23 protein-coding genes are annotated in these 24,275 nt (G+C 41.4%); 8 read left to right on the top strand and 15 right to left on the bottom strand.

Features of this window, described 5'->3' with window-relative positions; all coding sequences use genetic code 11:
- Positions 1-55 precede the first annotated feature (55 nt).
- Positions 56-1,345, bottom strand: coding sequence for an alkaline phosphatase (locus L1267_RS17225; protein ID WP_235383581.1), 1,290 nt, complete (start codon positions 1,343-1,345; stop codon positions 56-58).
- A 110-nt stretch (positions 1,346-1,455) separates the two neighbouring features.
- Here L1267_RS17225 and L1267_RS17220 point away from each other — a divergent pair, with 110 nt between their 5' ends.
- The 3 genes from L1267_RS17220 (at position 1,456) to rnd (ending at position 5,266) form a co-directional block, all read left to right on the top strand.
- Positions 1,456-2,307 carry an alpha/beta fold hydrolase gene (locus tag L1267_RS17220; protein ID WP_235383580.1) on the top strand — a complete coding sequence of 284 codons (852 nt, stop codon included), beginning with the start codon at positions 1,456-1,458 and terminating at the stop codon, positions 2,305-2,307.
- A 118-nt stretch (positions 2,308-2,425) separates the two neighbouring features.
- Positions 2,426-4,087 carry a long-chain-fatty-acid--CoA ligase FadD gene (gene fadD, locus L1267_RS17215; RefSeq protein ID WP_135926420.1) on the top strand — a complete coding sequence of 554 codons (1,662 nt, stop codon included), beginning with the start codon at positions 2,426-2,428 and terminating at the stop codon, positions 4,085-4,087.
- A 48-nt stretch (positions 4,088-4,135) separates the two neighbouring features.
- On the top strand, positions 4,136-5,266 hold the full coding sequence (gene rnd / locus L1267_RS17210) for a ribonuclease D (RefSeq protein ID WP_235383579.1): 1,131 nt from the start codon (positions 4,136-4,138) through the stop codon (positions 5,264-5,266).
- A 22-nt stretch (positions 5,267-5,288) separates the two neighbouring features.
- On the opposite strand, the gene L1267_RS17205 is transcribed toward rnd, so the two are convergent.
- The 8 genes from L1267_RS17205 to L1267_RS17170 all read right to left on the bottom strand — a co-directional run bounded on the left by L1267_RS17205 (position 5,289) and on the right by L1267_RS17170 (position 13,812).
- Positions 5,289-5,741, bottom strand: coding sequence for a hypothetical protein (locus L1267_RS17205; protein ID WP_235383578.1), 453 nt, complete (start codon positions 5,739-5,741; stop codon positions 5,289-5,291).
- A 536-nt stretch (positions 5,742-6,277) separates the two neighbouring features.
- Positions 6,278-7,108 carry a sugar phosphate isomerase/epimerase family protein gene (locus L1267_RS17200; protein WP_235383577.1) on the bottom strand — a complete coding sequence of 277 codons (831 nt, stop codon included), beginning with the start codon at positions 7,106-7,108 and terminating at the stop codon, positions 6,278-6,280.
- Positions 7,109-7,181: 73 nt separating this feature from the next.
- Positions 7,182-7,937 (bottom strand): gluconate 2-dehydrogenase subunit 3 family protein, encoded by a 756-nt coding sequence (locus L1267_RS17195; RefSeq protein WP_235383576.1) that lies wholly within the window; start codon positions 7,935-7,937, stop codon positions 7,182-7,184.
- 2 nt (positions 7,938-7,939) lie between these two features.
- Positions 7,940-9,619, bottom strand: a complete 1,680-nt coding sequence (locus L1267_RS17190; RefSeq protein ID WP_235383575.1) for a GMC family oxidoreductase — start codon at positions 9,617-9,619, stop codon at positions 7,940-7,942.
- A gap of 1 nt (position 9,620) precedes the next feature.
- Positions 9,621-10,313 carry a 3-keto-disaccharide hydrolase gene (locus L1267_RS17185; protein WP_054552038.1) on the bottom strand — a complete coding sequence of 231 codons (693 nt, stop codon included), beginning with the start codon at positions 10,311-10,313 and terminating at the stop codon, positions 9,621-9,623.
- A gap of 24 nt (positions 10,314-10,337) precedes the next feature.
- Positions 10,338-11,558 carry an MFS transporter gene (locus tag L1267_RS17180; RefSeq protein WP_235383574.1) on the bottom strand — a complete coding sequence of 407 codons (1,221 nt, stop codon included), beginning with the start codon at positions 11,556-11,558 and terminating at the stop codon, positions 10,338-10,340.
- Positions 11,559-11,592: 34 nt separating this feature from the next.
- Positions 11,593-12,645 (bottom strand): sugar phosphate isomerase/epimerase family protein, encoded by a 1,053-nt coding sequence (locus L1267_RS17175; protein WP_135926427.1) that lies wholly within the window; start codon positions 12,643-12,645, stop codon positions 11,593-11,595.
- Between the two features lie 6 nt (positions 12,646-12,651).
- Positions 12,652-13,812, bottom strand: coding sequence for a Gfo/Idh/MocA family protein (locus tag L1267_RS17170; protein ID WP_235383573.1), 1,161 nt, complete (start codon positions 13,810-13,812; stop codon positions 12,652-12,654).
- A 162-nt stretch (positions 13,813-13,974) separates the two neighbouring features.
- Between L1267_RS17170 and L1267_RS17165 the strand changes: the two genes are divergently transcribed.
- On the top strand, positions 13,975-14,700 hold the full coding sequence (locus tag L1267_RS17165; protein ID WP_235383572.1) for an AraC family transcriptional regulator: 726 nt from the start codon (positions 13,975-13,977) through the stop codon (positions 14,698-14,700).
- Here the strand turns inward: L1267_RS17165 and L1267_RS17160 are convergent.
- Both L1267_RS17160 and L1267_RS17155 read right to left on the bottom strand, forming a co-directional pair.
- Complete coding sequence (locus tag L1267_RS17160) at positions 14,697-15,566, bottom strand: BadF/BadG/BcrA/BcrD ATPase family protein (protein ID WP_235383571.1); 870 nt, start codon at positions 15,564-15,566, stop codon at positions 14,697-14,699. The genes L1267_RS17165 and L1267_RS17160 overlap by 4 nt on opposite strands.
- Before the next feature lie 2 nt (positions 15,567-15,568).
- Complete coding sequence (locus L1267_RS17155) at positions 15,569-16,297, bottom strand: copper homeostasis protein CutC (RefSeq protein ID WP_235383570.1); 729 nt, start codon at positions 16,295-16,297, stop codon at positions 15,569-15,571.
- A gap of 391 nt (positions 16,298-16,688) precedes the next feature.
- On the opposite strand from L1267_RS17155, the gene L1267_RS17150 reads away from it, so the two are divergent.
- Together L1267_RS17150 and L1267_RS17145 are read left to right on the top strand one after the other, a co-directional pair.
- Positions 16,689-19,478 (top strand): TonB-dependent receptor, encoded by a 2,790-nt coding sequence (locus tag L1267_RS17150; protein WP_235383569.1) that lies wholly within the window; start codon positions 16,689-16,691, stop codon positions 19,476-19,478.
- A gap of 72 nt (positions 19,479-19,550) precedes the next feature.
- Positions 19,551-19,967: a GNAT family N-acetyltransferase gene (locus tag L1267_RS17145; RefSeq protein ID WP_235383568.1), complete on the top strand. Its 417-nt coding sequence runs from the start codon at positions 19,551-19,553 to the stop codon at positions 19,965-19,967.
- A gap of 56 nt (positions 19,968-20,023) precedes the next feature.
- Here the strand turns inward: L1267_RS17145 and minE are convergent, their stop codons facing one another.
- From minE to minC, 3 genes are read right to left on the bottom strand one after another with little or no spacing between them, the layout of a single operon-like run.
- Positions 20,024-20,287: a cell division topological specificity factor MinE gene (gene minE / locus L1267_RS17140; protein WP_135926433.1), complete on the bottom strand. Its 264-nt coding sequence runs from the start codon at positions 20,285-20,287 to the stop codon at positions 20,024-20,026.
- A gap of 1 nt (position 20,288) precedes the next feature.
- The gene (gene minD / locus L1267_RS17135) at positions 20,289-21,098 is read right to left on the bottom strand and encodes a septum site-determining protein MinD (protein WP_135926434.1); all 810 of its coding nucleotides are present in this window, start codon (positions 21,096-21,098) and stop codon (positions 20,289-20,291) included.
- 5 nt (positions 21,099-21,103) lie between these two features.
- Positions 21,104-21,808, bottom strand: coding sequence for a septum site-determining protein MinC (minC, locus tag L1267_RS17130; protein ID WP_135926435.1), 705 nt, complete (start codon positions 21,806-21,808; stop codon positions 21,104-21,106).
- Between the two features lie 155 nt (positions 21,809-21,963).
- Here minC and L1267_RS17125 point away from each other — a divergent pair, with 155 nt between their 5' ends.
- Together L1267_RS17125 and L1267_RS17120 are read left to right on the top strand one after the other, a co-directional pair.
- The gene (locus L1267_RS17125) at positions 21,964-22,245 is read left to right on the top strand and encodes a YcgL domain-containing protein (protein ID WP_135926436.1); all 282 of its coding nucleotides are present in this window, start codon (positions 21,964-21,966) and stop codon (positions 22,243-22,245) included.
- Positions 22,238-23,263, top strand: coding sequence for a lytic murein transglycosylase (locus L1267_RS17120; protein WP_135926437.1), 1,026 nt, complete (start codon positions 22,238-22,240; stop codon positions 23,261-23,263). The genes L1267_RS17125 and L1267_RS17120 overlap by 8 nt, the downstream gene beginning before the upstream one ends.
- Positions 23,264-23,500: 237 nt before the next feature.
- Here L1267_RS17120 and L1267_RS17115 read toward each other — a convergent pair whose 3' ends face one another.
- Positions 23,501-23,914, bottom strand: coding sequence for a hypothetical protein (locus L1267_RS17115; protein WP_235383567.1), 414 nt, complete (start codon positions 23,912-23,914; stop codon positions 23,501-23,503).
- Between the last annotated feature and the right edge of the window lie 361 nt (positions 23,915-24,275).

Here is a 24,275-nt window from a genome sequence, read left to right as displayed (position 1 = left end):
AAGCCTAAACAAAATGTTTAGGCTTTTTTTATGTTTGGACAGTATTCAATATAAATTACTGTTTAATAAAATCAATCAGCTTGTCGGCAATCGCAGTATTGTTTTGCGAACCGTAGAAATCTTCAGCACGTTTACCATAGGCAAATACTTGTACATCAATAGCCGTGTGACCGCCAGTAGTCCAACCGGTGAAGCTGGCATGATTGATGATATCTTTTACAGCAAGTAGCAGTGCTTTCTCGCCCATTTTTTTAGCTTCGCTAAGCTTAATGCTGTTTGCATCAGTGAATTCGATATCAGAATACTTTTGCCATACTGCTTTTAAGTCATCGCTTTCAAGTAGATCTTTTGTGATAGTGCCAGCTGTTGCTTTAACACCTTTAATCACCTCAGTTTCCCACTTATATTGACCATGAGCACCAAGCGTTAAACCACCTGTTGAGTGATCGGCGGTGATAACCAGTAGAGTATCTGGGTTTTTATCTACATACGCTTTTGCTTGTTCAATTGACTTAGCAAAGTCGTCCATTTCACCCATCACACAAGCAATATCGTTTGCATGACCACACCAATCAATTTGGCTACCTTCGATCATCACAAAAAAACCTTTGTCGTTTTGACCATCAAGTAAATCAAGTGCTTTAGTTGTCATTTGCGTAAGGCGCGTTGGATTTTCGTCAAGCGCAAACGGTAAACCTACTTCAGCGAATAAACCAAGTGCAGGAACTTGTTTTAAGTCACTCATTGCTGCGAAGTCATCGCTGTATTGATAACCTGCAGCTTTAAACTCCTCAACTAGATTACGGTCTTCACGAACATAATATTTAGTGCCGCCACCTAACATTAAATCAACCGGTAATTTACCTGCGATTTTGTTATCGATATAGTCGTTAGCAATCTCGTCGTAGTTGCGGCGTGATTCGTTGTGCGAAGCAAAGCTTGCTGGTGTGGCATGATTGATTTGCGAAGTAGCTACGAGTGCTGTTGTCATACCGCGTTCTTTTGCAACTTCAAGCATGGTTTTTACTGGTTTTTTATCAGTATCAACGGCAATTGCGCCATTATAACTTTTATGACCACTACTCAGTGCTGTTGCACCTGCTGCGCTGTCTGTTACATAGGTATGATCATCAGGGTAGGTATGTGCCATACCACGTAAAATAGTATCGAAAACAGTTGGGTCAACAACTTTAGTATTCGGATCATCTTTAAAGTAACGATATGCAGTTGTGTACGCCGGGCCCATACCATCACCAATCATATAAATGATATTTTTTGGTGCTGATTCAGCCATTACTGAGCCTGCTGAGCATAATAATGCTAAAAGACTTAATTTTAATTTCATTGATGTAACCTTATTATTGTGCCCTTATTTATACTGCGAGGATTATTGTATACTAGCCAGACGATAAATAAACGCCTTTAAGTTGAAACGCTTAATAAATAGGAGCAATTGTGCAACCTTTTTCTTTTCAAACTGGCACTCAGGCAATGCATGGCCTAACCTTTGGTCATGGCGAAGAAGTTGTGATTGCCTTACATGGTTGGCTTGATAACGCACATAGTTACATACCTATGTTACAAAATGTGCAGCTTAATCAGCGTTGGTATTGTCTCGATTTTCCTGGCCATGGTTTATCTGATTGGCGAAGTAGTGATGCCCACTATTACTTTATTGACTATATTGATGACGTATATAAGTTCATTGAGTCACTTGATGTAACGAAAGTGCACTTAGTTGGCCACTCAATGGGGGCCATGGTTGCCGGGGTTTTTGCCAGCTGTTTTCCTGAGAAGGTGGTATCGGTAAACTTTATTGAAGGAATAGGCTGCGTTACAACAAACAGCAATGAAGTGAGCAGCCAACTTCGTAAAGCAATTTTAAATAGAGCGCGTGTAAACACTAAAGGGCCTCGTGCATTTGACTCAATAGCGCACATTATTAGTGCAAGGCTTGCAAGTGGGGATCTTGAATACCCACAAGCTGAGCTATTAATGACACGCAATAGTTACGAAAAAGCAGGGAAGTGGTATTTAACAACCGATCCAAAGCTTAAAAATCACTCAGGATTTCGCTTTGATGAGGCACAATGTATTGCAACCATCAAACAAATAAACGCACCATGTCAGCTTATCTTAGGGGATAAGGGGTATCCTTTTGTGAAAGATAACCTAGAGGCATATGGTAAATATTACAAGGAGTTAAAAATTCATGAGATACCTGGAGGTCACCATTGCCATATGCAAAGTCCTGCATTAACCTTAGAGCACATTCATGCATTTATTGGGCAGTATAAAGCAAGTTAATTGTATAATTGCACCAAATGTGGGATTATCTGCACCATTAGAGTATTTACTCCATTGAGAAACGGCCTTAGTTAGATTAAGGTTATTAAAAAAATATAATTATAAACAGGAGCTAAGAGTGGAAAAAATCTGGCTTAAACGCTACCCAGAAGGTATGCCTGAAACAATCGACCCTGAGCATTATCACTCGCTACTCGACTTGTTTGAAAAAAGTTTTGCTGACTATAGTGACCTTCCAGCCTTTACCAACATGGGTAAAGTGTTGACCTATAGTGAGTTAGACAGTGCTACAAAACGTGTTGCGTCGTACATTCAAAATGATCTTGGTCTGAAAAAAGGCGATAAAGTAGCGGTTATGATGCCGAACCTACTGCAAACGCCTGTGACTATTCTAGGTGTTCTTCGTGCAGGCTGTGTAGTGGTAAACGTAAACCCACTTTACACGGTACGTGAATTAGAGCATCAACTAAATGACTCTGAATCATCAGCAATTTTCATTCTTGCTAATTTTGCAGATACTCTAGAAAAGGCTTTACCAAAAACCAACGTTAAGCACATCGTGGTTACCCAAGTAGGTGACATGGTGGGTGGCCTTAAAAAGCACATCGTTAACTTTGTGGTTAAGCACATTAAAAAAATGGTACCTAGCTACTCATTGCCAAATGCAATTAAATTTGCAGATGCACTTGCTGGTAACGAAGCAACCTACAAAAAGCCTGATGTTGATTTAAACGACCTAGCATTTTTACAATACACTGGTGGTACTACGGGTGTATCTAAAGGTGCAATGCTATCGCATGGCAACATGGTTGGTAACCTTGAGCAAGTATCGGGCTGTTTAGATAACGTGCTTGAGCGTGGCAAAGAAGTCGTTATCACGGCACTACCGCTTTATCATATCTTTGCTTTAACAGCTAACTGCCTAACATTTATGAAATATGGTGGTTTAAATGTACTTATTACAAACCCACGCGATATGCCGGGTTTTGTAAAAGAGTTAGCACAACACAAATTTACTGCGGTAACGGGTGTAAATACCTTATTTAATGGTTTACTAAATACCCCGGGTTTTGCTGAACTTGATTTCTCAAGCTTAAAAATGTCACTTGGCGGTGGTATGGCGGTACAGCGTCCAGTTGCTGAAAAATGGCAAGCTGTAACTAAAACCAAATTAATGGAAGGTTATGGTTTAACTGAGTGCGCGCCACTTGTAACTGTAAGCCCATATGATCTTGATGGTTATAACGGCTCAATTGGTTTACCAGCACCAAGTACTGACATTAAACTAATGCTTGAAAACGGCGAAGAAGCAGCGAAAGGTGAGCCAGGCGAGCTTTGGGTTAAAGGCCCACAAGTTATGCAAGGTTACTATAACCGTCCAGATGCAACAGCTGAATGCTTAAAAGACGGTTGGTTTGCAACCGGTGATATTGCAACTTACGATGATGAAGGCTTTTTCTACATTGTTGATCGTAAGAAAGACATGATTATCGTATCTGGCTTTAATGTATTCCCTAATGAGATTGAAGAAGTTGTCGCAATGCACGATGGTGTGCTTGAAGTAGCTGCTATCGGTGTCCCGCATGAAGTAAGTGGCGAGCAAGTTAAAGTTTTTGTCGTGAAAAAAGATCAATCTTTAACTGAAAAAGATATAATAAAGCATTGTCGTGATAATTTAACGAACTATAAGGTGCCTAAACTCGTTGAGTTTAGAGATGAATTACCAAAAACCAACGTTGGTAAGATTCTTAGAAGAGCCTTAAAGGACGAAGAGAAATAATAAAAGCCGGCATTAGCCGGCTTTTTTATGTAAAACAAAGGGGTGTAAGTGCAATACCAACTGATCGAAACGCAAAATCAGTTAAATGATTTTGTAGAAAAAATAATAGGAAAACCAGTATTAGCAATTGATACTGAGTTTATGCGCCGCCGCACCCTGTACCCTGAAGTTGCACTTATTCAAGTATATGATGGTGAGCATTTAGCGTTAATCGACCCACTGGCAGAGTTATCGCTCTATGATTTTTGGCAAGTACTTAAAAACCCAGAGGTGTTAAAAGTACTGCATTCACCGTCAGAAGATATTGAAGTATTTCAAAAGTACGCTGGCTTTGTACCAAAACCGCTATTTGATACCCAATTTGCATTGCAAATTTTAGGTCATGGTAACTGCATGGGCTTTGCGCATATGGTCAAAGAGTTACTAGATATCGAAATTGATAAAAGTGAATCGCGCACTAATTGGTTGCAGCGCCCGCTTACAGAAAAACAGCTAGATTATGCCGCTGCCGATACCTTTCATTTACTCCCATGCTTTGAAATTATTAAAAAACAAATTGATGAAGCAGGCTTTTTTGACATTGTGATCAGTGAAAGTGAGTTAGTCGCGCAAAAACGTGCTTATCAAACACCTGCAGAGCAGCTTTACAAAGACATTAAAAATGCTTGGCAGTTACGACCGCATGATTTAGCGGTATTACGTGAACTTGCTAAGTGGCGCCGTGAAAAGGCAGAGCGCAAAAATCTTGCTCTTAACTTTGTGTTAAAAGAACATAACTTGGTTGAAATAGCTAAACGTAAACCAGTAAGTCTTAATGCACTTCGCCGCGTTCCGGGTGTTGAGCCAATGGAAGTAAACCGTTCTGGTGTTGAAATTTTAAAATGCATCGAACTGGGTAAAGCGGTTGCGCCAGAAGAGCAACCTGCACAACTTAAACGACTTATTGATTTTCCGGCATACAAAAAAGCCGCTAAAGATATAAAACAAAAAATTACCAAAGCTGCTAAAGCAAATGGAATCCCAGAAGATGTGCTTGCATCTAAAAAGCAAATCAATCAATTGATTAGTTGGAATTGGAAGCTAGATGCACAAGAGCGTAAAGACAGTTCAAAGCCCGACTTATTAAACTCGTGGCGTTACGAACTGGTTAAAGACACCCTTAAAGAGTGGGATAACTAAAAATTTGGCTCTAAGCAATTGCTCAGAGCTTAGAGCCATAAAATTTGTCGCGTTTATTACTTACTTGCAGCCATTGTAATAGGTTGTAATCGTATCGTTTTAATCTGTGCATTTGTTTTGATGTTAAACAATAAAAAGGAGCAAATATAATAAACCTAGGACCTATTATAAATATGCAGCTTAAACCAAACTTTGAGTAATGCTGAATCAATTTTATTTCTTGCGCTGCAATGTAGTGGTGCCCCCAAATTGAATGATAATAAATACCGTGTCGGCAAACAGTAAGAGCATGTTTGCAGTTAATTGCCAGAAAGAACAAAACCAGCGCGATAAAAAAGCACAGCGCAGCGATTAGCTCATAAATAATATGCTGTGGAGAAAAAAGCTTTAACAACATCAATGTGAAAAACAATATTAAGGCTAAAAAAGAATAAACCTTTTTTTCTGACCTTTTCTTAAGATTTAGAACTTTCATACTCATCCCTTGAGATTTTTATAGCTTAATGCTACCTCTCCAAGAATTTAAAGCAATCTGCCAAAAAAATGAAAATAGGGACAAGTGTTCAGCTTTTATTATTATTTTTTTATCTATGTTTTTTACTAGGAATGATGAATAATATATTTTTAATCAATATATTATGTGGTTGTGAGGGCTGGTTTATAGCCGCATTGAAACAACTTGAAATTGACCAAAGGTCAGAGCAGGTTAATGCAAAAAAAGTGAATAATGTTATTTGTAGATAACTTAATATCAGCTTATTATTAGTACCAATTAAACTTACTATACTGAAAAATAAAGGAAGCTTCGTTATTGCTTACAATAAAGTGAATAGTAAGTAATATGGCATGCAACTAATAGCTGCATGCCTATTTAACCGACACAGACGAATAAAAAAACGGATTTTATAAGTATAAAAAACAAACAGTGTCAGTGTTGATTTCTTAGGTTTTTAGTATGAAATTCACTTACTTTTAAACAAACAATTAATTCAGACTAGAGATCAAAATCAATTACTTATTTAATAAAATCTTATCCAGATTTTGTTTTGATTTCGCAACGCTTTGTAGCGGTGTTAGTCCACTTGGGTATTCTTCTTGCTCCAGCACTAACCACTTGGTGTTGCCGTACGACTCTAAAGTGTCGATGATGGCAGGCCAATCAATGTTGTTTTCGCCGATAATCGGGCTCATGTTGCTACCTTCTATCGTACGTACTTTGATGTGCGTAGCAAGTGTGCGGTTAGGGTACTGTTTAATGAAGTAAATTGGATCTTTAGCTGCGTAATTAACCCAGCCAATATCTAACTGCAATGGCATGGTCTTGGGTGTATTACTGGCAATATAATCCCAAAATGTAGCGTTATTAAATGCATTAAACTCTTTATTATGATTGTGAAAACCGATCTTCATATTAAAGCGAGTTGCATAATCACTAACTTTAGTGAGCTCTTTAACCAGTGACTTAACCCCTTCAGGATGCCATGCTCGCTCATCCCAAGGTACATACAGTGTGGTAACACCAAGGGTTTTGTAAAACAGTAGGGTGCTATCAATAGTGCTTTCGGTGAGAGCATCAAAGCCGATGTGGGCACTACTGGCAACTAAACCTAATTCAGAGAGCTTTGCTTTTAAGGTCGCTGGGTTATCAGAATAAGGGCCAAAATCTCCGGCAAACTCAACGCCGTCAAATCCCATTTCGGCAAGTGATTTAAGCGTACCATGAAAGTCATTTTTTAAGGTGTCTTTGACTGACCACAATTGCACACTCACTGGCAGTTTTGCGAATAATTGACCACTAAATACAAGGCTAATAATGAGCAATAAAATGCGGGTTTTAAACATACTCAAATCCTAAAAAAGCAGGGGAGTGACCCCCTGCATTAAATTGTGTTATTAAACAACACAAGGGGGAAAGTTAATCGGTATAGGCGTACTCGCTTAAACCAAGCTCAGCTAAAACCTGATCTAAATGGGCTTTTGCTTCATCTGAAGGCCCTGGGTAATCACCAGCAATAGGAACATTGCCTAAGTAGCCTATGTCTTTACAGCCTTCTGGCGTACAGAAAAAAGCAGCGAGCACTAATTCTTTAAAGCGTAAAAAAGCTTTACCAATACGCTGAAATTGCAGAAGTGTTTGCTCGTTTAAAAATGCAATATCGTCTAAAATCGCACGATGTTGCTTTTCGTTAAGCGCAACAAATTGCTTTTTAAAGCGAAGCTGCGCTTCATCGTTAAGCCACGCTAGAGAGTTTAAAATTTTAATTCTATCGCGTTGTTGGCCTTCATAAGGCGCGCTCACCCACTCATTAATAACTGCCGGTACTTCTAACTCACTGGCTGAAGGAATAGCGCCTTCGCGTGGCACAATGTAATCAGCTAATAATGCTACTAACGTAAGCTCGTCTGCGGTTAAGGTTAGTGGCCAAGGTGATTCTGGTGGCATCACCAAATTAGGGTCTTGACCATAGCCTTTAGCGGTCACAGGCTTAATATCTAAATCAGGCCAATGCTCTTTTGCAGAGACTGCACCGTCATCTTCAAGTGCTTTTGTGCAACCTGCAGTTAAACCAACCGCCGAGCCTGCAGCTAATAAGCCAAGCCATTTTAAAGACTCACGGCGGCTCATGTTAGAAACATAGTTATATGAGTCGTGTTCGTTACGATGATGCATAATTAAAGTACCCCGTTATCAATTTGTTGAGCAAGCCAAGTTGAATTACGCATTGCCAGTGTCATGATGGTGAGCGTACAGTTTTTATGAGGGTTAGAAGCAAATACGCCCGCATCCATTACAAATAGGTTATTACAATCCCATGTTTGACCCCATTGATTGGTGACCGAGTCTTTCTTCGAGTTACCCATTCGTGTGGTGCCCACTTCGTGGATGATTTCGCCACCTTTTGAAATTGCCTTTTCAGCAGGCGGGAGTTCGCCAACGGTCGCACCCATGTTTTCTAGGATTTGTTTCGCGGTTTTTAAACCATGTTCGATTTGCTTTAACTCTCTGTCAGACCACTTAAAGTGAAACTTTGATACCGGAATACCCCATTTGTCTTTAACGTTTTCGTCAATCTCCATGTAGGTATCTTTGTTCGGTAACATCTCACCACGCAGGGCAAAGCCAACGTAAGAGCCATATGCATCACGAATTTGTTGTTTAAGGGCAGGGCCATAGCCTTGTTTATCACCCGACACCCCTGAGCCCGGCTGACCAAAGCCACTGCCAATTTCAAAGTGATAACCACGTGGGAAATCTAATTCATTGTTAGCTTGTGCTTGATGACCCCACCAAGGAATAAATAAGTGGTTAGCGGTATGTCCATCTTCGTTGTAACGCGGGCGACCTTTAAGTGCCGGAATTTGCGCACCTAACCATGCACCCGTCGAATCCATTAAATTTCGACCTACTTGGCCACTTGAATTAGCAAGGCCTTTCGGGTGCTTTTTATTCTTTGAGTTTAATAAAATACGTGCTGATTCACAGGCGCTGGCGGCTAAGATAACCACATCGGCATCAATAGCGTGTTCGGTTACTGTGTGTTTATCAACATAAGTGACGCCAGTGACTTTACCTTGCTCATCAACCTTAACTGATTTAACCATAGCATCGGTAATGACTTTTAAGTTTCCGGTGGCTTTTGCCATTGGCAGTAATGATGTCGTAGTTTGGAAAGCAGCACCAATTGAGCAACCAGAGCCACAAGGTGTTGCATAAAAACACGCCATGCGATCATCTTTCGGACGAGTTAATACAGCGCGATGCATCGGCACTGCTTGAATGCCCATTTTCTTTGCAGAAGCGGCAATTAGAAGTTCAGGCACACGCGGTTTTGGTGGCGGCTGTAAAATACCCGGTGACGAATCTGGCATATCTTCATGGCCTGTATTAGTGCCACATACGCCAACAAGCTCTTCTGTTTTATCGTACCAAGGTGCTAAATCAGCGTATTCAAATGGCCAGTCGGCACCGTGACCATCACGGCTTTTACCTTTAAAATCGTGCTCACTAAAGCGTAATGAATAGCGGCCCCAGTGGTTTGTTCGACCACCTAACATACGGGCGCGCCACCAATAAAAGTCGCTACCTTTGGCGCTGGTGTATGGCTCATCAGGTACTTGCCAGCCGCCATCAACGGTTGCATCGTAAAAGCCAAAGTTTTTGTCTTTGTTACCTGCACCCATAAGTGGGGCTTCGTTGTTACGACGAAACATCGGGCTTTCTGTTTTCGGGTCATAATTACGGCCCGCTTCAAGTAATAACACCTTGTGACCAAGCTTGGTTAACGTGTATGCGGCCATTGCACCGCCAGCACCAGAGCCAACAACTAATACCTTATGTTTAAAATCAGACATCTTATAGCTCCTTGATTTTTATATTTTTAAACCACACTTTGTCACCATGGTCTTGAAGCCCGATATGACCTTGTTCAGCCGTTGCAAAGTTTTTCCAGGTTGCAAACTTACTGCCTTTTACAAGGGTGTTCCATGTTGTACTGCCAATTACAATGCTGGTGGTGCTAATACCGTTTTGCCAAACTTGTAAGTGGTTGTCTTGCATTTTAATGCGTACATGGTTCCAGCTATTTGCTGGTTTGTGCGCCGCAACTGGCGCAGCAAATAAATCGTAAATTGACCCTGCTAAGTGCGAGTCAATTTCGGTATCTGGGTGTTCTTCGTTATCGATAATTTGAATTTCAGGTGCATGAGAGTAAATCATCTGTCCGGTTTCATCAGCTAAGACAAAAATACCGCTATTGCCTTTAGTAGAGATTTTCCAGTCAATCTGTAATTCAAAGTTTTGGTACTGCTTTTTAGTAAGCAGATCACCGCCACCTTTGGTTAATGTCATAGCGCCATCTTCAACGACCCATGCAGGATTTAAAGATTCGCTTTTAAAATTACGCCACTGCGACATATCTTTGCCGTCAAACAACAACTGCCAGCCAGCTTGCTTTTCTTGTTGTGTTAGCTGATTGTCAGCCGCATTAGCGAGTGCACAGCTACTAACGGTGAGCATTAAAGTCAGTGCTTTAAGAGATTTAAACATAGTGTTCCTCGACGATTTACTTGCTTAAGGCGCACATTTTTCGGTGCGTTTGTTGTTATTAATTACTAAATGCAACCCAATGAATGCGACGATTAAAATAATTGGGAAGATCAGTAGGTTTTGTAATACAGCCTGTCCGGCTAAGATTTCAATTTGTTCAGGGCTTGCGCCACTTGCTTCTGCTGATGAGCGTGCCGTATCTATCCAGCTACCAATTACAGGGTTCCAGATGCTCATAGCAAACATGCCTGCACCGCCCATTAACGACATACCCAGCGCTCCTGACTTTGGAATGTATTCAGCAACGCAGCCAAGCATGGTCGGCCAAAAGTAGGTAACGCCAAGTGCAAAAAGCATCGCTGCTAGATAAATCATGCTGCCCTCGGCCTGACTCATCATAAAAATCCCCAAGCTTGCACAAATGGCAGAGCCAAGTAACACACCGGTAGGATTAAGCCTATGTACAATTGGTCCTGCAAAGAAGCGACCAACAGCCATTAAGCCGGTGATCAGGGCTAACACCACCATAGGAGAGGCGCCTGAAGACCCTAAAATACGCTCAATCCATTGTTGTGTGCCAAACTCAGTGGTTGCGGTGAATGTCATGCAGGCAATTAAAAAGATGTATAACGGCGTGAATAAGTGGCGAATATTGCTGCTAGTTGAGTGAGTACGTGTATCAAAGCGTGGAAACTGCGCTTTGATCAGCATAGCGCCATAAATAACCGTAGGAACTAAAATTAAAGCCACTTGCCATTGCCAGTTTAAACCCGCTCCCGACATAAAATTCGACGCAAGTGCGCCTATCACAATGCCTCCAGGGAACCAAACATGAAAACGGTTTAGCATAGTGGTGGTGTTTTTAGGGTACATTTCTGCAATTAGTGGGTTACAGCCCGCTTCAACAGCCCCGTTGGCAAAACCAATTAAAAAGGTAGAAACCAGTAAGCCCCAAAAACCATCAGCTGTTATCGTCAAAACAAGACCAAGTAAATGACAGATAAACGCTAACGCCACTAATTTCTTCGCGCCAATGGCATTATAAATAATACCGCCGACCATAGTCGCAACCGGAAAACCTAAAAATGCCATGGCATTAACCCAACCTAATTCGGTGTCGGTTAAGCCAAACTCACTGCCAAGTTGACCCAAAATACCAGCACGGATGGCAAAGGTCATAGAGGTCACAATCAGTGCTATACAGCAAAGCCGAAAGACAATGCGGTTATAATTATTGTTGTCCATATTGTGTGTCCTGTGTGTTCAATTGTTGTCGGTTTTATAAACCTAAAATTCGATTATTACGCTCAGTGTTTGTTGCGCCACTGGCAAAATCGTCAAAGGCTTTGTCTGTTGGGTTTATCAAGTGTGCTTTAATAAACTCAGCTCCTTCTCTTGCCCCATCTTCTGGGTGCTTTAAGCAACATTCCCATTCAAGTACAGCCCAACCGTCAAAACCATATTGAGTTAACTTGCTAAAGATTTGCTTAAAATCTACTTGGCCATCACCTAAAGAACGAAAACGCCCCGGTCGGTCTTGCCAGTTCTGAAATCCGCCATAAACACCTGAGCGGCCATTTGCGATAAATTCGGCATCTTTGACATGAAATGCCTTAATGCGCGAATGATAGATATCGATAAACGCTAAATAGTCGAGCTGTTGCAATACAAAATGGCTCGGATCATAAAGAATATTAACGCGTGGGTGATTATTGGTTGCTGCTAAAAAGCGCTCAAATGTCACACCATCATGTAGGTCTTCACCCGGATGCAATTCATAACACACGTCCACGCCATACTCGTCAAAGCAATCTAAAATGGGTAACCAGCGCTTAGCAAGTTCACTAAAGCCTTGTTCAACAAGCCCTTGAGGACGCTGTGGCCACGGGTAAAAGGTATGCCATAAAAAAGAACCTGAGAACGTCGCATGGGTGGTTAAGCCAAGGTTGTTACTCGCTTTCGCAGCTAGCATTAGTTGTTCTGTTGCCCATTTGGTACGCGCAGCAGGGTTACCTTTTACATGTTCTGCGGCAAAGTTATCGAACATTTCATCGTAGGCAGGGTGTACAGCAATTAGCTGACCTTGCAAATGCGTTGATAACTCTGAAATTGTAAGTCCATACTCTGTGGCAATACCAGTGACTTCATCGCAGTATTGCTGGCTTTGAGCTGCTTTTTCTAAATCGAAAATGTCTGGGTTTGAGGTTGGCACTTGAATCGCTTTGTAACCTAAACCGCTTGCCCACTCACATAAACCTTTAAAGTTATTGAACGGGGCTTGCTCTGAAATAAACTGCGCCAAAAATATTGCTGGCCCTTTGATTTTATTCATTCTTTATTATCCAATCTGTAATTTGTGCCATTTAGTGTCTTGTTTTGAAGAAGCTACAACGTGCTCAATAAACGCCATACCGCGCACGGCATCTTTAATGCCTGGTACATCAAATGCAAAATTTGTCGCGTTGTCGCCTTGCTTAAAGGCATGAATTTGTGCTGCAAAATTGCGGTAAATATTGGCGAATGCTTCAAGGTAGCCCTCTGGGTGACCGGCAGGGGTGCGCAGGGCATTTTGAGTGTCAGGGTGTAATTCTCCCACGCCAGCTCTTAGTAACGTAGCTGCTTGATTATGGCCTCTTAGCCATAAGCTATTAGGCTCAAGTTGCGACCATTCAAGACTGGCTTTATCGCCATAAATACGCAGGCGTAAATTGTTTTCATCGCCAATAGCAACTTGGCTTGCCAGTAAAACGCCCTTACAACCATTATTGAATCTAAGTAGCACGGTGCCATCATCATCAAGGGCTCGGCCTTCAACTACATGGTTTAAATCGGCGCAAAGCTCGGTGATTTCGAGATCAGAAACATACTCGGCTAAGTTAGCTGCATGCACGCCAATATCGCCCATACAACAACTAATGCCAGACTTACTGGTGTCTAAACGCCAGCTCGCTTGTTTTGAGCCTTCGTCTTCGCTGTGCGCTAACCAACCTTGGGTGTACTCAACAATGACTTTTCGTATGATGCCAAGCTCACCAGCTTTAACGCGATGCTTGGCTTCTTTTACCATTGGGTAACCGGTATAAGTGTGGGTCAGTCCATATAAAACTTGCTGTTTTGCAATAATGCTTTGTAATTGCTCTGCTTCTGCGAGAGTGAGTGTTGCAGGTTTATCTGATAACACGTGAAAGCCGTGCTCAAGCGCCATTTTCGCGACCGGGAAATGCAAATGGTTTGGCGTGACAATAGCCACAAAATCGATACGCTCATCAGCGGGTAATTTTGCTTCTTCGGTAAATAGTGTCTGGTAACTGTCGTAGCAGCGGCTGCTATCAAGCCCGAGTAGTTCGCCGGTTGCTTTACATTTGTTTGCGTCTGAACTGAATGCGCCTGCAACAAGCTCTATCATTCCATCTAATCGCGCTGCAATTCGATGAATAGCGCCAATAAAGGCTCCATCGCCACCGCCTACCATTGCCATGCGGATCTTAGCTTTGCTCATCTTAAGCGCTCCTAATTTAAATAGCGTCGGCTACTGTTAATATCATGTTATTGATAATAGGAAAGCTTAAGCGATAAGCGCTAATAAAAATTCGGTTGACAATGCAACAAAATCGGCGTTTAAAATATATAGAATTGTTCTTTATAGAGACAAATTAAAGCGATGGATATTCAAGAAATAATTAAAAAAGCTGGCGTAAATCAGCTGATTGCTGCATTTGATTTACTGCCAGATATCCTTTTTTGGGTAAAAGATACAGATAGTAGAATCGTGCATTGTAATCAGCATTTTATTGAGCATCAGGGTTATAAAACACTGGAGCAAATATTGCTAAAAACTGACTTTGATTTTTCGCCAAAGCACCTCGCGTTTCAGTACGTCAATGATGATAAACGGGTGATGGAAGGCTACATAGTAACTGACCGTTTAGAGCTTAACCAAACCCAACAAGGTGAGCTTGGTTGGTTTTCTACATCAAAGCATGCTTTAAAAGATCACGATCGTAATGTGATTGGCACCTATGGGGTGACCCGACATTTACAAAAAACCTCAAAAGCGCTTTCTCATGTCAGGGCAATTGAAGAGCCGGTAAAATTTATTCGTGAGCATTTTCATCGTCAGATCAGTATTGATGAATTGGCAGAGCTTGCACACTTGTCGGTTAGCGCTTTAGAGCGTCGTTTTAAAAAGCACTTAGCAAAAACACCCAATCAATTTATTAACGAAGTGCGTCTCGAAAATGCCCGTAAGCTACTGATTGAAACGCGACTGCCCATTTCACAAGTCGCTTATCAGTGCGGGTTTTCTGAACCGAGTTACTTCAGCAAACAATTTCGGCGTTTGTTTGGTGAAATACCTTCGCAAATGCGTGAACAATTAGACGATTAAATTGCCTCTCTCGCCATTAGAATAGCCCCTTGCTCTGCACTGGCAAGGGCGGGAGTTAAATGCGCTTTACCGGCATCAGTTAAGTAAGGCGTGATGGCACTGGCAATGCCGCCCATCAAGGTGACTTTTGTAATACCTTGTTTTTCAAAGTAAGTGATATAGCGCGCAATGAATGCACACGCTTCACTGATTAATTGCTGACAAAAAGCGTCGTCTGAATGACTAAAAACAAGCGGCGCAAATTTGGCAAGTTCAGCAGGGCGAGCCGATATTAAACGTTGACTTAACGCTTGGCTCGAGTGGCAGTTAAGCTGGGTGAGCAGGGCATCTACAGCCGCTGAACTTTTTTCAACACCATCAAGAACTTCAAATGCTTTTCGGCAAAGTTGTAAACCTAACCAACCACCACTGGCACCATCGCTCAGTAATAACCCATAACCCCCTAATTCGCTAAATTGGTTTTGCAGCTGGTAACCCGCACAAAAGCCCGTACCAAGAATAATCACCGCGCCATCATGGTGTTGATGTGCGCCTTTACAGGCAATCAGCATATCTGTTGAGAGGGTAAACTTGGCAAAAGGGTGCTGCCATTTGGTCATGGCTTGGTAAGCTGAGTCGATATTAGCTCCGGCAAGTCCTGCATGCACATAAGTGTTTTTTAGCTCGCTTAGGGCAAGCCCAGCCACATGAAAAGCATGTTCAGTGGCGTGGAGTATTGATTCTTGGCTTTGTTGGCAGTTGGTGGCCACGTTTGCAGAGCCACTTATAGCTTCGCTGAGTAGAGTGCCGTTTTCGTTTTCTAAACGGACTTTACACTTACTGCCACCGCCATCAATTCCTAAAAAATACGTTGCTTTGCTTGCCATGCTTAATCCTTTGAAAGAAGCTTTTTGATAGCCTCAGCGTTAATTGCACCATTTTCGTTATGCACGCATGAGTGTACATGCACAGATGCATGTGCTGAATGATTTTCTATTAATTGCCAAAGAGCTTCCGCGTTTTCTAAAGTAACGCCACCACCCATAACAATTTCAATTTGATTAGCGCAGTGCGCTAAGTATGTGTTGAGCAGCTTGTAGCCATCTACGGCACTTTGGCCGCTTTGCCACGGCGTGCCTGCTGTTAAAACGCGATCAACGCCTAAGCTAATGAGTTTATCAAGTGCGCTTAACGGGTTTGTTAGGCTATCGAATGCACGGTGAAAGGTCACCATCAGGCCATGCTGTTTGGCTGTGGCAACTAAAGAGCGGGTCACCTCTAAATCAAGTTTGCCATGCTTTACTGCACCGAATACCACCCCATGCACCCCCGCATTAGCTGCCATTATTATTTGTTTTTCCATTAATTTGTGACTCTCGGCACTAACAATAAAATCACCAGCTTCAGGGCGGATCATCACCAATAACTCTGCGCCATTAGTTAGGCTTTTTACAGCACAGTTAATCGCATTTACACTTGGTGTTAGGCCACCTAAGTGTAAATTACTGCATAGCTCAAAACGGCTTACACCTAAGTTGCCAGCCATTAAAACATTGTTTGTCAGCTGCTTTGTGTCTGTTTCATTTAAGCAGACTTCAAGAATTTTACCATTGCTCATTGTTATTTGTTTGCCATTTTTATTGCACCAGCTTTAAAGTATCTATTTAAGAACCATAATGATAGTATTGTTTCTGTTACTATTTTAATTTGAAATCAGTGGCTTATTATTTAGTTCCTATTTTAAATGCAAGAGTTTTTGACTGTATAAACTTGTGATTCACTATAAAACATAAATTACAAAAAATAAGATAAAATATTCTTAACGCCGATTTTGTCATATCTGTCACCGAATTTTTATTATCACTTTTTGACCACCTCCCCCTATTCTGAGTTTGAGTTTAACAAGCTGTTAACTACCAAAAATCAGTTTAAAAACCGACAACAATAAATCGTTTTTGTAGAGGCTAAAGCCTCATAAACAAAAACCGAACACACAACTGGAGATAGGCATGGGCAAGCAAACTGTAATAAAAACAAAAGGACAGGGACGGCATTTCAAGCGTAATGCAATTTTGATTTCGCTACTGGCTGCAGTTAATACAAGTTACGCGGCAGAGCAAGTAAATGATGATGTAGAAGTGATTGAGGTACGTGGTATTCGTTCTTCAACCGCAGAAAACTTAGCAATAAAACGACTTTCAGCTGCAACTGTCGATGCAATTACAGCAGAGGATATTGGTAAATTTCCTGATAAAAATGTCGCTGATTCATTGCAACGTGTATCGGGCGTTTTGATTGACCGCGATGGTGGCGAAGGTAGCCGTGTTAGTATTCGTGGTACGTCACCTGATTGGACACTTACCCAATTAAACGGTAACTATATCGCTTCATCAGGTTCAGGTACTCCTACCCGTAGTTTTAATTACACGCTATTGCCATCAAGCATGATCAAAAGTGTAGAAGTATACAAAAGTGCTGAAGCTCGCATTGATGAAGGCGGTATTGGTGGTACAGTTATTTTACACACCCGTAAACCACTTGAAATGGAAGCAAACTCAGGGGCGTTAAGCGCAGAGGTGACTTACGATGATGTGTCTGAAGACACTAAGCCGCAAGTTAATGTGCTGTATTCATGGAAAAATGACGACGAAAACTTTGGTGTGCTTGCCGGATTTACTCGTCAAGATCGCACCGTAACAACCATCACTAACAACGCATCACACTGGCGTTTTCACTCAGATACCGTTGAAGGGGCAGAGCGCCCAGCGCTGGTAGACCAAGCCATAGGCGAAGTGTACAACAATGTGTGGGCGCCTCGTGCTATGTACGTTACAAACTCAAACCAAGACCGTACACGCGATGGTTATCAAGTGGCTGTTCAGTGGGCACCGAGTGACAGACTTGATTTAAACTTTAACTATTTTGGCGCCAAGCTAGGCTATGACCAATCTAGTCAAGCCATTACTTTTGCTGAGTGGAACGATAACCACAACCCGTATTACGGTATTGTATTAGATGGTGATACGGTGGTTGCCTATGGTAATGCTGATAACGGTTTACTGAATGACAATAACTGGGGTGATGCCGATGTAAATGGCGGAGTGCCCGTTCGTCGTGGTTTGTTATCGCCGCAGTTGACAGGGCGTGAACGCTTTGGTGAGTCAAAATCAAATACCTATGATTTTGAAGGCACTTATTTTGGCGATACTTACAGCGTTACATTAAAGCTTGGTCATACTGAAGCTGAAGGTGGTACTTCAAAAGAAACCTACGCTAATATTGATGCTCGATTAGGCTCAGTAAATAGCTGGTTATGGTCAATTGAAAACGGAAAACCAAGCTACGAAGTGTCGACTGATTTAGCCACCGATAAACAAGCGTACCAATATTATGATTGGTTTGATTCTTACTCATCAGAAAATGAAGACTCAGAAGATTACATTCAAACTGATGTAAAATTTGACCTTGATGGCAGCTTTTTCACCCGTGTCTATGTAGGGGCTAAATACCGCGACCACGAAATTAAAGGTATTCGTAACGACTTTCGTTGGGATGACGGCATAGCTGATAACGGTGGTTACCGTGGTTATTTACCGGGAACTGAGTGGTTCCATAATCCAGATTTTCACCCGGATGCACCAACATTGGTGAGCGACCATGTCGTTGATAACAGTGCGGGTGATACCGGTGCATTTAACTTCTTAGCGTTTGATTTTGGAGCGCTTGATAACTACTTAAAAGAGAACTTTAGCCAAACAGTTGTACCTTCACTGTCGGGTACCTATGCCCTTGAAGAGAAAATTTGGTCTGTTTACACACAAGCTGATTTCGAATGGCAAGATTTCCGCGGTAATGTTGGTGTGCGCTATGTAAACACAGAGCTTAGTACTTTGACTTACGACGAAGTCATTGGCCATGATGATAATGATACAGACCCGAATGAACGCAGTAGTGATGGCAGTGAAGTATTACCAAGCTTTAACTTAGCATGGGATGCAACCGAAGACCTTGTCGTTCGCTTTGCTGCAGCGCGCACAATGGCAAGAGTGAGTTATTCAGACTTAAGCCAAGCGGAATCATACGGACCACCAGTTAACATTAACTCGCCGGATTCATGGACTGGTCGTGGTACAGGTACTTCTGTAAACACCGGGCTTGAGCCAATGCTATCTGATCAATTCGATTTAGGTATTGAATGGTATTACGATGATGGCTCTGCGCTAGGGGCAACTTTATTCTCTAAGGATATTTCTAATTTACCGATTTCATCAGTGGAAATAGTTGAGCGTGAGCACAATTGTTGTAATGGCCCAATTGAAGTTGAAATGAACACCAAAGTAGGTGGCGGTGATGCAAAATCAGAAGGCTTAGAGCTGTTCTTCCAGCATTCGTTTGATAATGGCTTTGGTATTTTAACCAACTATACCTACACAGATACCAGCACCAGCGAAGTATCGACTGACGGGCAAAAAACAAAGGCTGAAATTCCAGGCACGGCTAAGCACCAGTATAATGTATCGGTGTATTTTGAGAATGACGACTTTAGTGTTCGTGCGTCATATAACTGGAAAGACGACCGTGCCAACGGTATTCACCAAGGCTACAACTTATATACCAAAGACTATGGTCAGCTTGATGTGAATGCCTCTTATAACCTTACAGAGGATCTTTCGTTTACCGCGTCAGTTGTAAACCTAACAGAAGAATTAGAAGAAGGTTATTGGAAACAAAGTAATCGCTTTACCTATAACCAATATTCGGGCCGCCGTTTTTACTTAGGCGCAAATTATAGCTTCTAACCTTAGATATGTTGTTTGTTGCAACCTAAAAAGGTACTTTTATAAAAGTACCTTTTTCTTTTTAAGACAATAATGATTGAATTTGTAGCGACTACCGAGCAAGACAAAGCCTATTTACTCGACTTAAGGTTAAATACCATGGTTGAGCACTTAGAGAATCAGGGATTATTTTTATCACTTGAGCAGCATCAAGCACGAGTAGCAGAGCACTTTGAGCACAGTCATTTAGTGTTAAATAACGGGCAATGTGTAGGCGCTGCCAAGTTCATAGTTAGTGAGCAAGCAATTAGTTTATTACAGCTACAAATTGCACCTAAAGAGCAGGGCAAGGGGCTAGGCACAAAGGTGTTAGATGCACTAAAAGCGCAAACATCAGAAATTAATTTAACGGTGCTAAAAGCGAACCCAGCGTATGGGCTATATCAACGGGCAGGGTTTAAAACTCTAGGCGAAGATGACTACGAGTTTCATATGCAGTGGCAAAAATAAATACAGCAGAAATAAAAAAAGGGCGCTGTTAAGAATAACTAAGCGCCCAATTTTGACTATTTCTTTTCTTCGTCAGGTAAAGTGACGTTAAGCTCAAGTACCGCTAAGTCATCTTCGTTTTGGTCAAACTGCACCTGAACTGCATCACTGTTTACATTCACATATTTACGAATAACATCAAGGATGTCTTGTTTTAGCTGTGGTAAATAATCTGGAGTACCACGCTGTGAACGTTCGTGCGCGACGATGATCTGCAATCGCTCTTTTGCAAGTGACGCACTGCTTTTCTTTTCTGAGCGGAAGTAGTCAAGTAAAGACACATTAACCTCCAAAAATCCGTTTAAATAAGCCTTTCTTCTCTACGTCTAAGAAACGAAAATCAACAGTTTCGCCTAATAAACGATTGATAGCATCAGTGTACGCTTGGCCTGCATCCGATTCAGAATCTAAGATAACCGGTTGACCAGAGTTTGATGCACTAAGTACAGCTTGTGATTCTGGAATAACGCCCAGTAGTTTAATCGCTAAGATTTCTTGTACGTCTTCTACCGAAAGCATTTCGCCTTTTTCAACACGCTCAGGATTATAGCGAGTTAATAGTAAGTGTTCTTTTACGCTTTCAAGGCCTTCTTCAGCACGTTTTGATTTGCTGTGTAAAATACCTAGGATACGGTCAGAGTCACGTACTGATGATACTTCTGGATTAGTTGTTACAATCGCTTCGTCAGCGAAGTACATTGCCATCATTGCACCGGCTTCGATACCTGCTGGTGAATCACACACAATGTAATCAAAATCTTTTTTCAGCTCGTTTAGTACACGCTCAACACCATCACGGGTAAGGGCATCTTTATCGCGGGTTTGTGAAGCAGGTAAAATATGTAACTTATCAACGCGTTTATCTTTGATAAGCGCTTGGTTAAGGTTTGCTTCACCATTGATTACGTTTACGAAATCATAAACAACGCGGCGCTCACAACCCATGATAAGGTCAAGATTACGCAGACCAATATCAAAATCGATAATAACGGTTTTAAAGCCTTTAAGCGCTAAACCTGTGCCAATCGCAGCACTCGATGTGGTTTTACCAACACCACCTTTACCAGAAGTAACGACAATCACTTTTGCCATGAGATTTATCCTTTAACCAAAGCTGAAATTTCTAATGAATCATTTTTTTGTTGGATTTGTACTGCGCTACCCCAGTGTTCACCCTGAAGAGAGTCGCTGATCCAATAACTACCATTAATTGAAACAAGTTCTGCTTCTAATTTTTGGCAAAATATATGTGCTTCGTTGTAACCTTTTGCCCCTGCAATTGCACGGCCGCGAAGGGTGCCATAAATGTGCACGTTACCGTCGCTTATGACTTCGGCGCCATGACTTACAGAACCAATCACGATTAGGTCGCGGTCTTTTGCATATACTTGCTGACCAGAGCGTACAGTGCCGCTAATAACCTGCGCAGGCAAATGAACGGTTTTTTCAACGATAGATGTATTTGTTTGTTGTTTAGCGGTTGCACCCTTAACGTCTTGTGAATAATTTAACACCGACAGGCCTGCGGCTTTCGCGCTTTCGTTTTGCTCTTGAGAGCCATTGCAAACGCCAACAGGGTTTAGCGAAAGACCGCTTAACATTGACTTTAAGAATGAGAAATCAAGTGTTTCGTCTTGTATGTCACTTAAGTTAATTACGATGGGGGCACCAGCAAAAAACTTAGGTGCTTGGGCGATTTTCTCATCTAACTGCTTACTTAAGAGGGATGTATCTGCTGAAAATAAATGTAAAACAGATAACGTAAAAAGGTTCCCTTTTAGCTCAAAAATTTGTTCCGACATACACGCTCAATTGATTTGTTTTGATTAGTATAGTTTGTATATAAACACAGGCTGAACAAGGCATACACAGTAAAAACTAATCTATTTTTTCTAACTTATTATTTGACTCATGTTATAGTGTGCGACTTCGTTAAGCAAGATATTATAGGGCCATAATGCTAACTGCGGTGTATAAAAGTATTAAAAAAGCGGATACTTACCTTTTTATTGAAAAAAGAGACGATTTTGGTCGTGTTCCTGAACCTTTACTAGAAACGTTTGGTCAACCTAAATACGTAATGATGATCAATCTTGCTAGTCGTGAAAAGTTAGGTTTTGCAGATATCGAAACGGTTAAGCAAGCGTTAATTGATAAAGGTTTCTACTTACAATTACCACCGCCAGAAGAAAACCTGTTAACCCAATTCAAAAAAAACAAGGGAGTTGAGAGTGATTAAAAAACTTGCCGTTATTTTACTTAGTGCCTCTTTGAGCACATCAGTACTGGCAGAAGAAAAAACCCAAGCTGATTTTGACGTTTACGTTGCTGCATTAAAAAAAGAAGCAATTGAAAAGGGCTATGATCAAGCCCTGATTGAACAAGCATTCGCAACGGCTAAATTTAAAAAGAAAGTAATCTCAGCAGATAAAAATCAGCCAGAAGTAAAAGAAACCCTCGAAACTTATTTACCTAAACGTGTGCCGCAATGGAAAATTGACCGCGCGCGTAAGTTATACAAAGAAAACCAAGACGTTCTAGAAAAAGTAGCCAAAGAATACGGCGTTCAAGCACGTTTTATTGTGGCACTTTGGGGCCTTGAAAGTAACTTCGGTAAAATCCAAGGTGGTCACAGTGTCATTGCATCATTAGTAACACTTGCTTTTGATGGCCGCCGCGAAACTATGTACAAAAACCAACTTTGGGCAGCGCTTGATATCTTAAAAGAGGGGCACATTACCCTTGATAAGTTCAAGGGCTCGTGGGCTGGTGCAATGGGGCAAACGCAGTTTATGCCAACCTCATTTAACGCTTACGCTGTTGATTACAATGGTGATGGCCGCAAAGACATTTGGACCACAGAAGAAGACGCATTCGCTTCAATCGCCAATTACTTAAAGCAAGCAGGGTGGAACGATGATTTAACCTGGGGTCGCCAAGTTAAATTACCTGAAGGCTTCGATAATTCAAATATTCTTAAACGCGGCACTAAAACCCGCAGTCAATGGTTAGAGTATTGGAAAGATTCAGAGCGCAGCCTTGCTGATTGGCAAGCTCTTGGGGTTCGTAAAATGGATGGTAGCGACTTACCAAACGTTGATATTACCGCCGCAATGGTAATGCCTGATGACGTAAACGGTCGTATGTATCTAGCCTACGATAACTACAAAGCACTTATGCACTGGAATCGCTCGTATTACTTTGCTACTAGTGTTGGTTACTTATCTGACCGCATCGGTTACCCAGCGATTAAGTAATTGACTAATAAAAGTTAGCAAGGTCCAAGGGTAAAGCTACAAGTTTTACCCGAGTAACTTGCTAACTTACTCGGCGTTAAAACGCCTCCTACGTCGAGAAATTGTATTGGTGTAGGTCGTCATTTATGGCGACACAATCTTGAACATTTTTTGTAGGAACGGCTTCAGCCGTGAACCTTAGATGTTCGGCGTTAAAACGCCTCCTACAAACTCGCAAACTTTCCCCTCGATTCAATTTTAAACCTTTACCTTGAGTGCTTTTTGCAGTGCCTCTACGTTTTTACAGCCAAGGTATATGTTTTTTCCGTCAGTTAAAGTTATTTTAACGGCATTTCCAACTGAGGCATTATATAACCAGCCATCACTTAGCATACGTATACCAATTCCTTGATACCATTTTGTTTGGTATGCAGAAGTATCGGCAATCTGAGATAATTCAACACGTTTGCTAATAATCCCAAAGCCAAAATACCAACGAAGCGTTTGCTCATCGATGACAATTGTTAGTGAAAAGAATAACAAAGTAATAAGCAGGTTTATCGATAATATAATTATTTTGAGGCCAGCCAGTTCAGGCGATAAAATTATAAAGGCACTAATCACTAATAAAATAATAATTAACGAGTAATTTATTCCTGTCTGTTTATACATAGATTAATATCCTTTTAAGTCAGAACGTAAATAAACACTTAATTATTAGTATAGCAAAGGCAAGAGCAGTTATGATTACCCGTTCAATCGCGCTAAAGCACGACCTACAAAACATCGTAGGAACGGCTTCAGCCGTGAATCTTTGGATGTTTGGCTTTAAAGGCCTCTGTTGAGGGATTATATTGATGTAGGTCGTCATTTATGGCGACAAAACGTTAAATATTTTTCAAATGACGCGCTAAAGCACGACCTACAAAACATCGTAGGAACGGCTTCAGCCGTGAATCTTTGGATGTTTGGCTTTAAAGGCCTCTGTTGAGGGATTATATTGATGTAGGTCGTCATTTATGGCGACAAAACG

It is taken from the genome of Pseudoalteromonas sp. OFAV1 (genome assembly GCF_021532595.1).
GTDB classification, from domain to species: Bacteria; Pseudomonadota; Gammaproteobacteria; order Enterobacterales; family Alteromonadaceae; genus Pseudoalteromonas; species Pseudoalteromonas lipolytica_C.
This window is presented reverse-complemented; position numbering and strand designations above follow the sequence as displayed.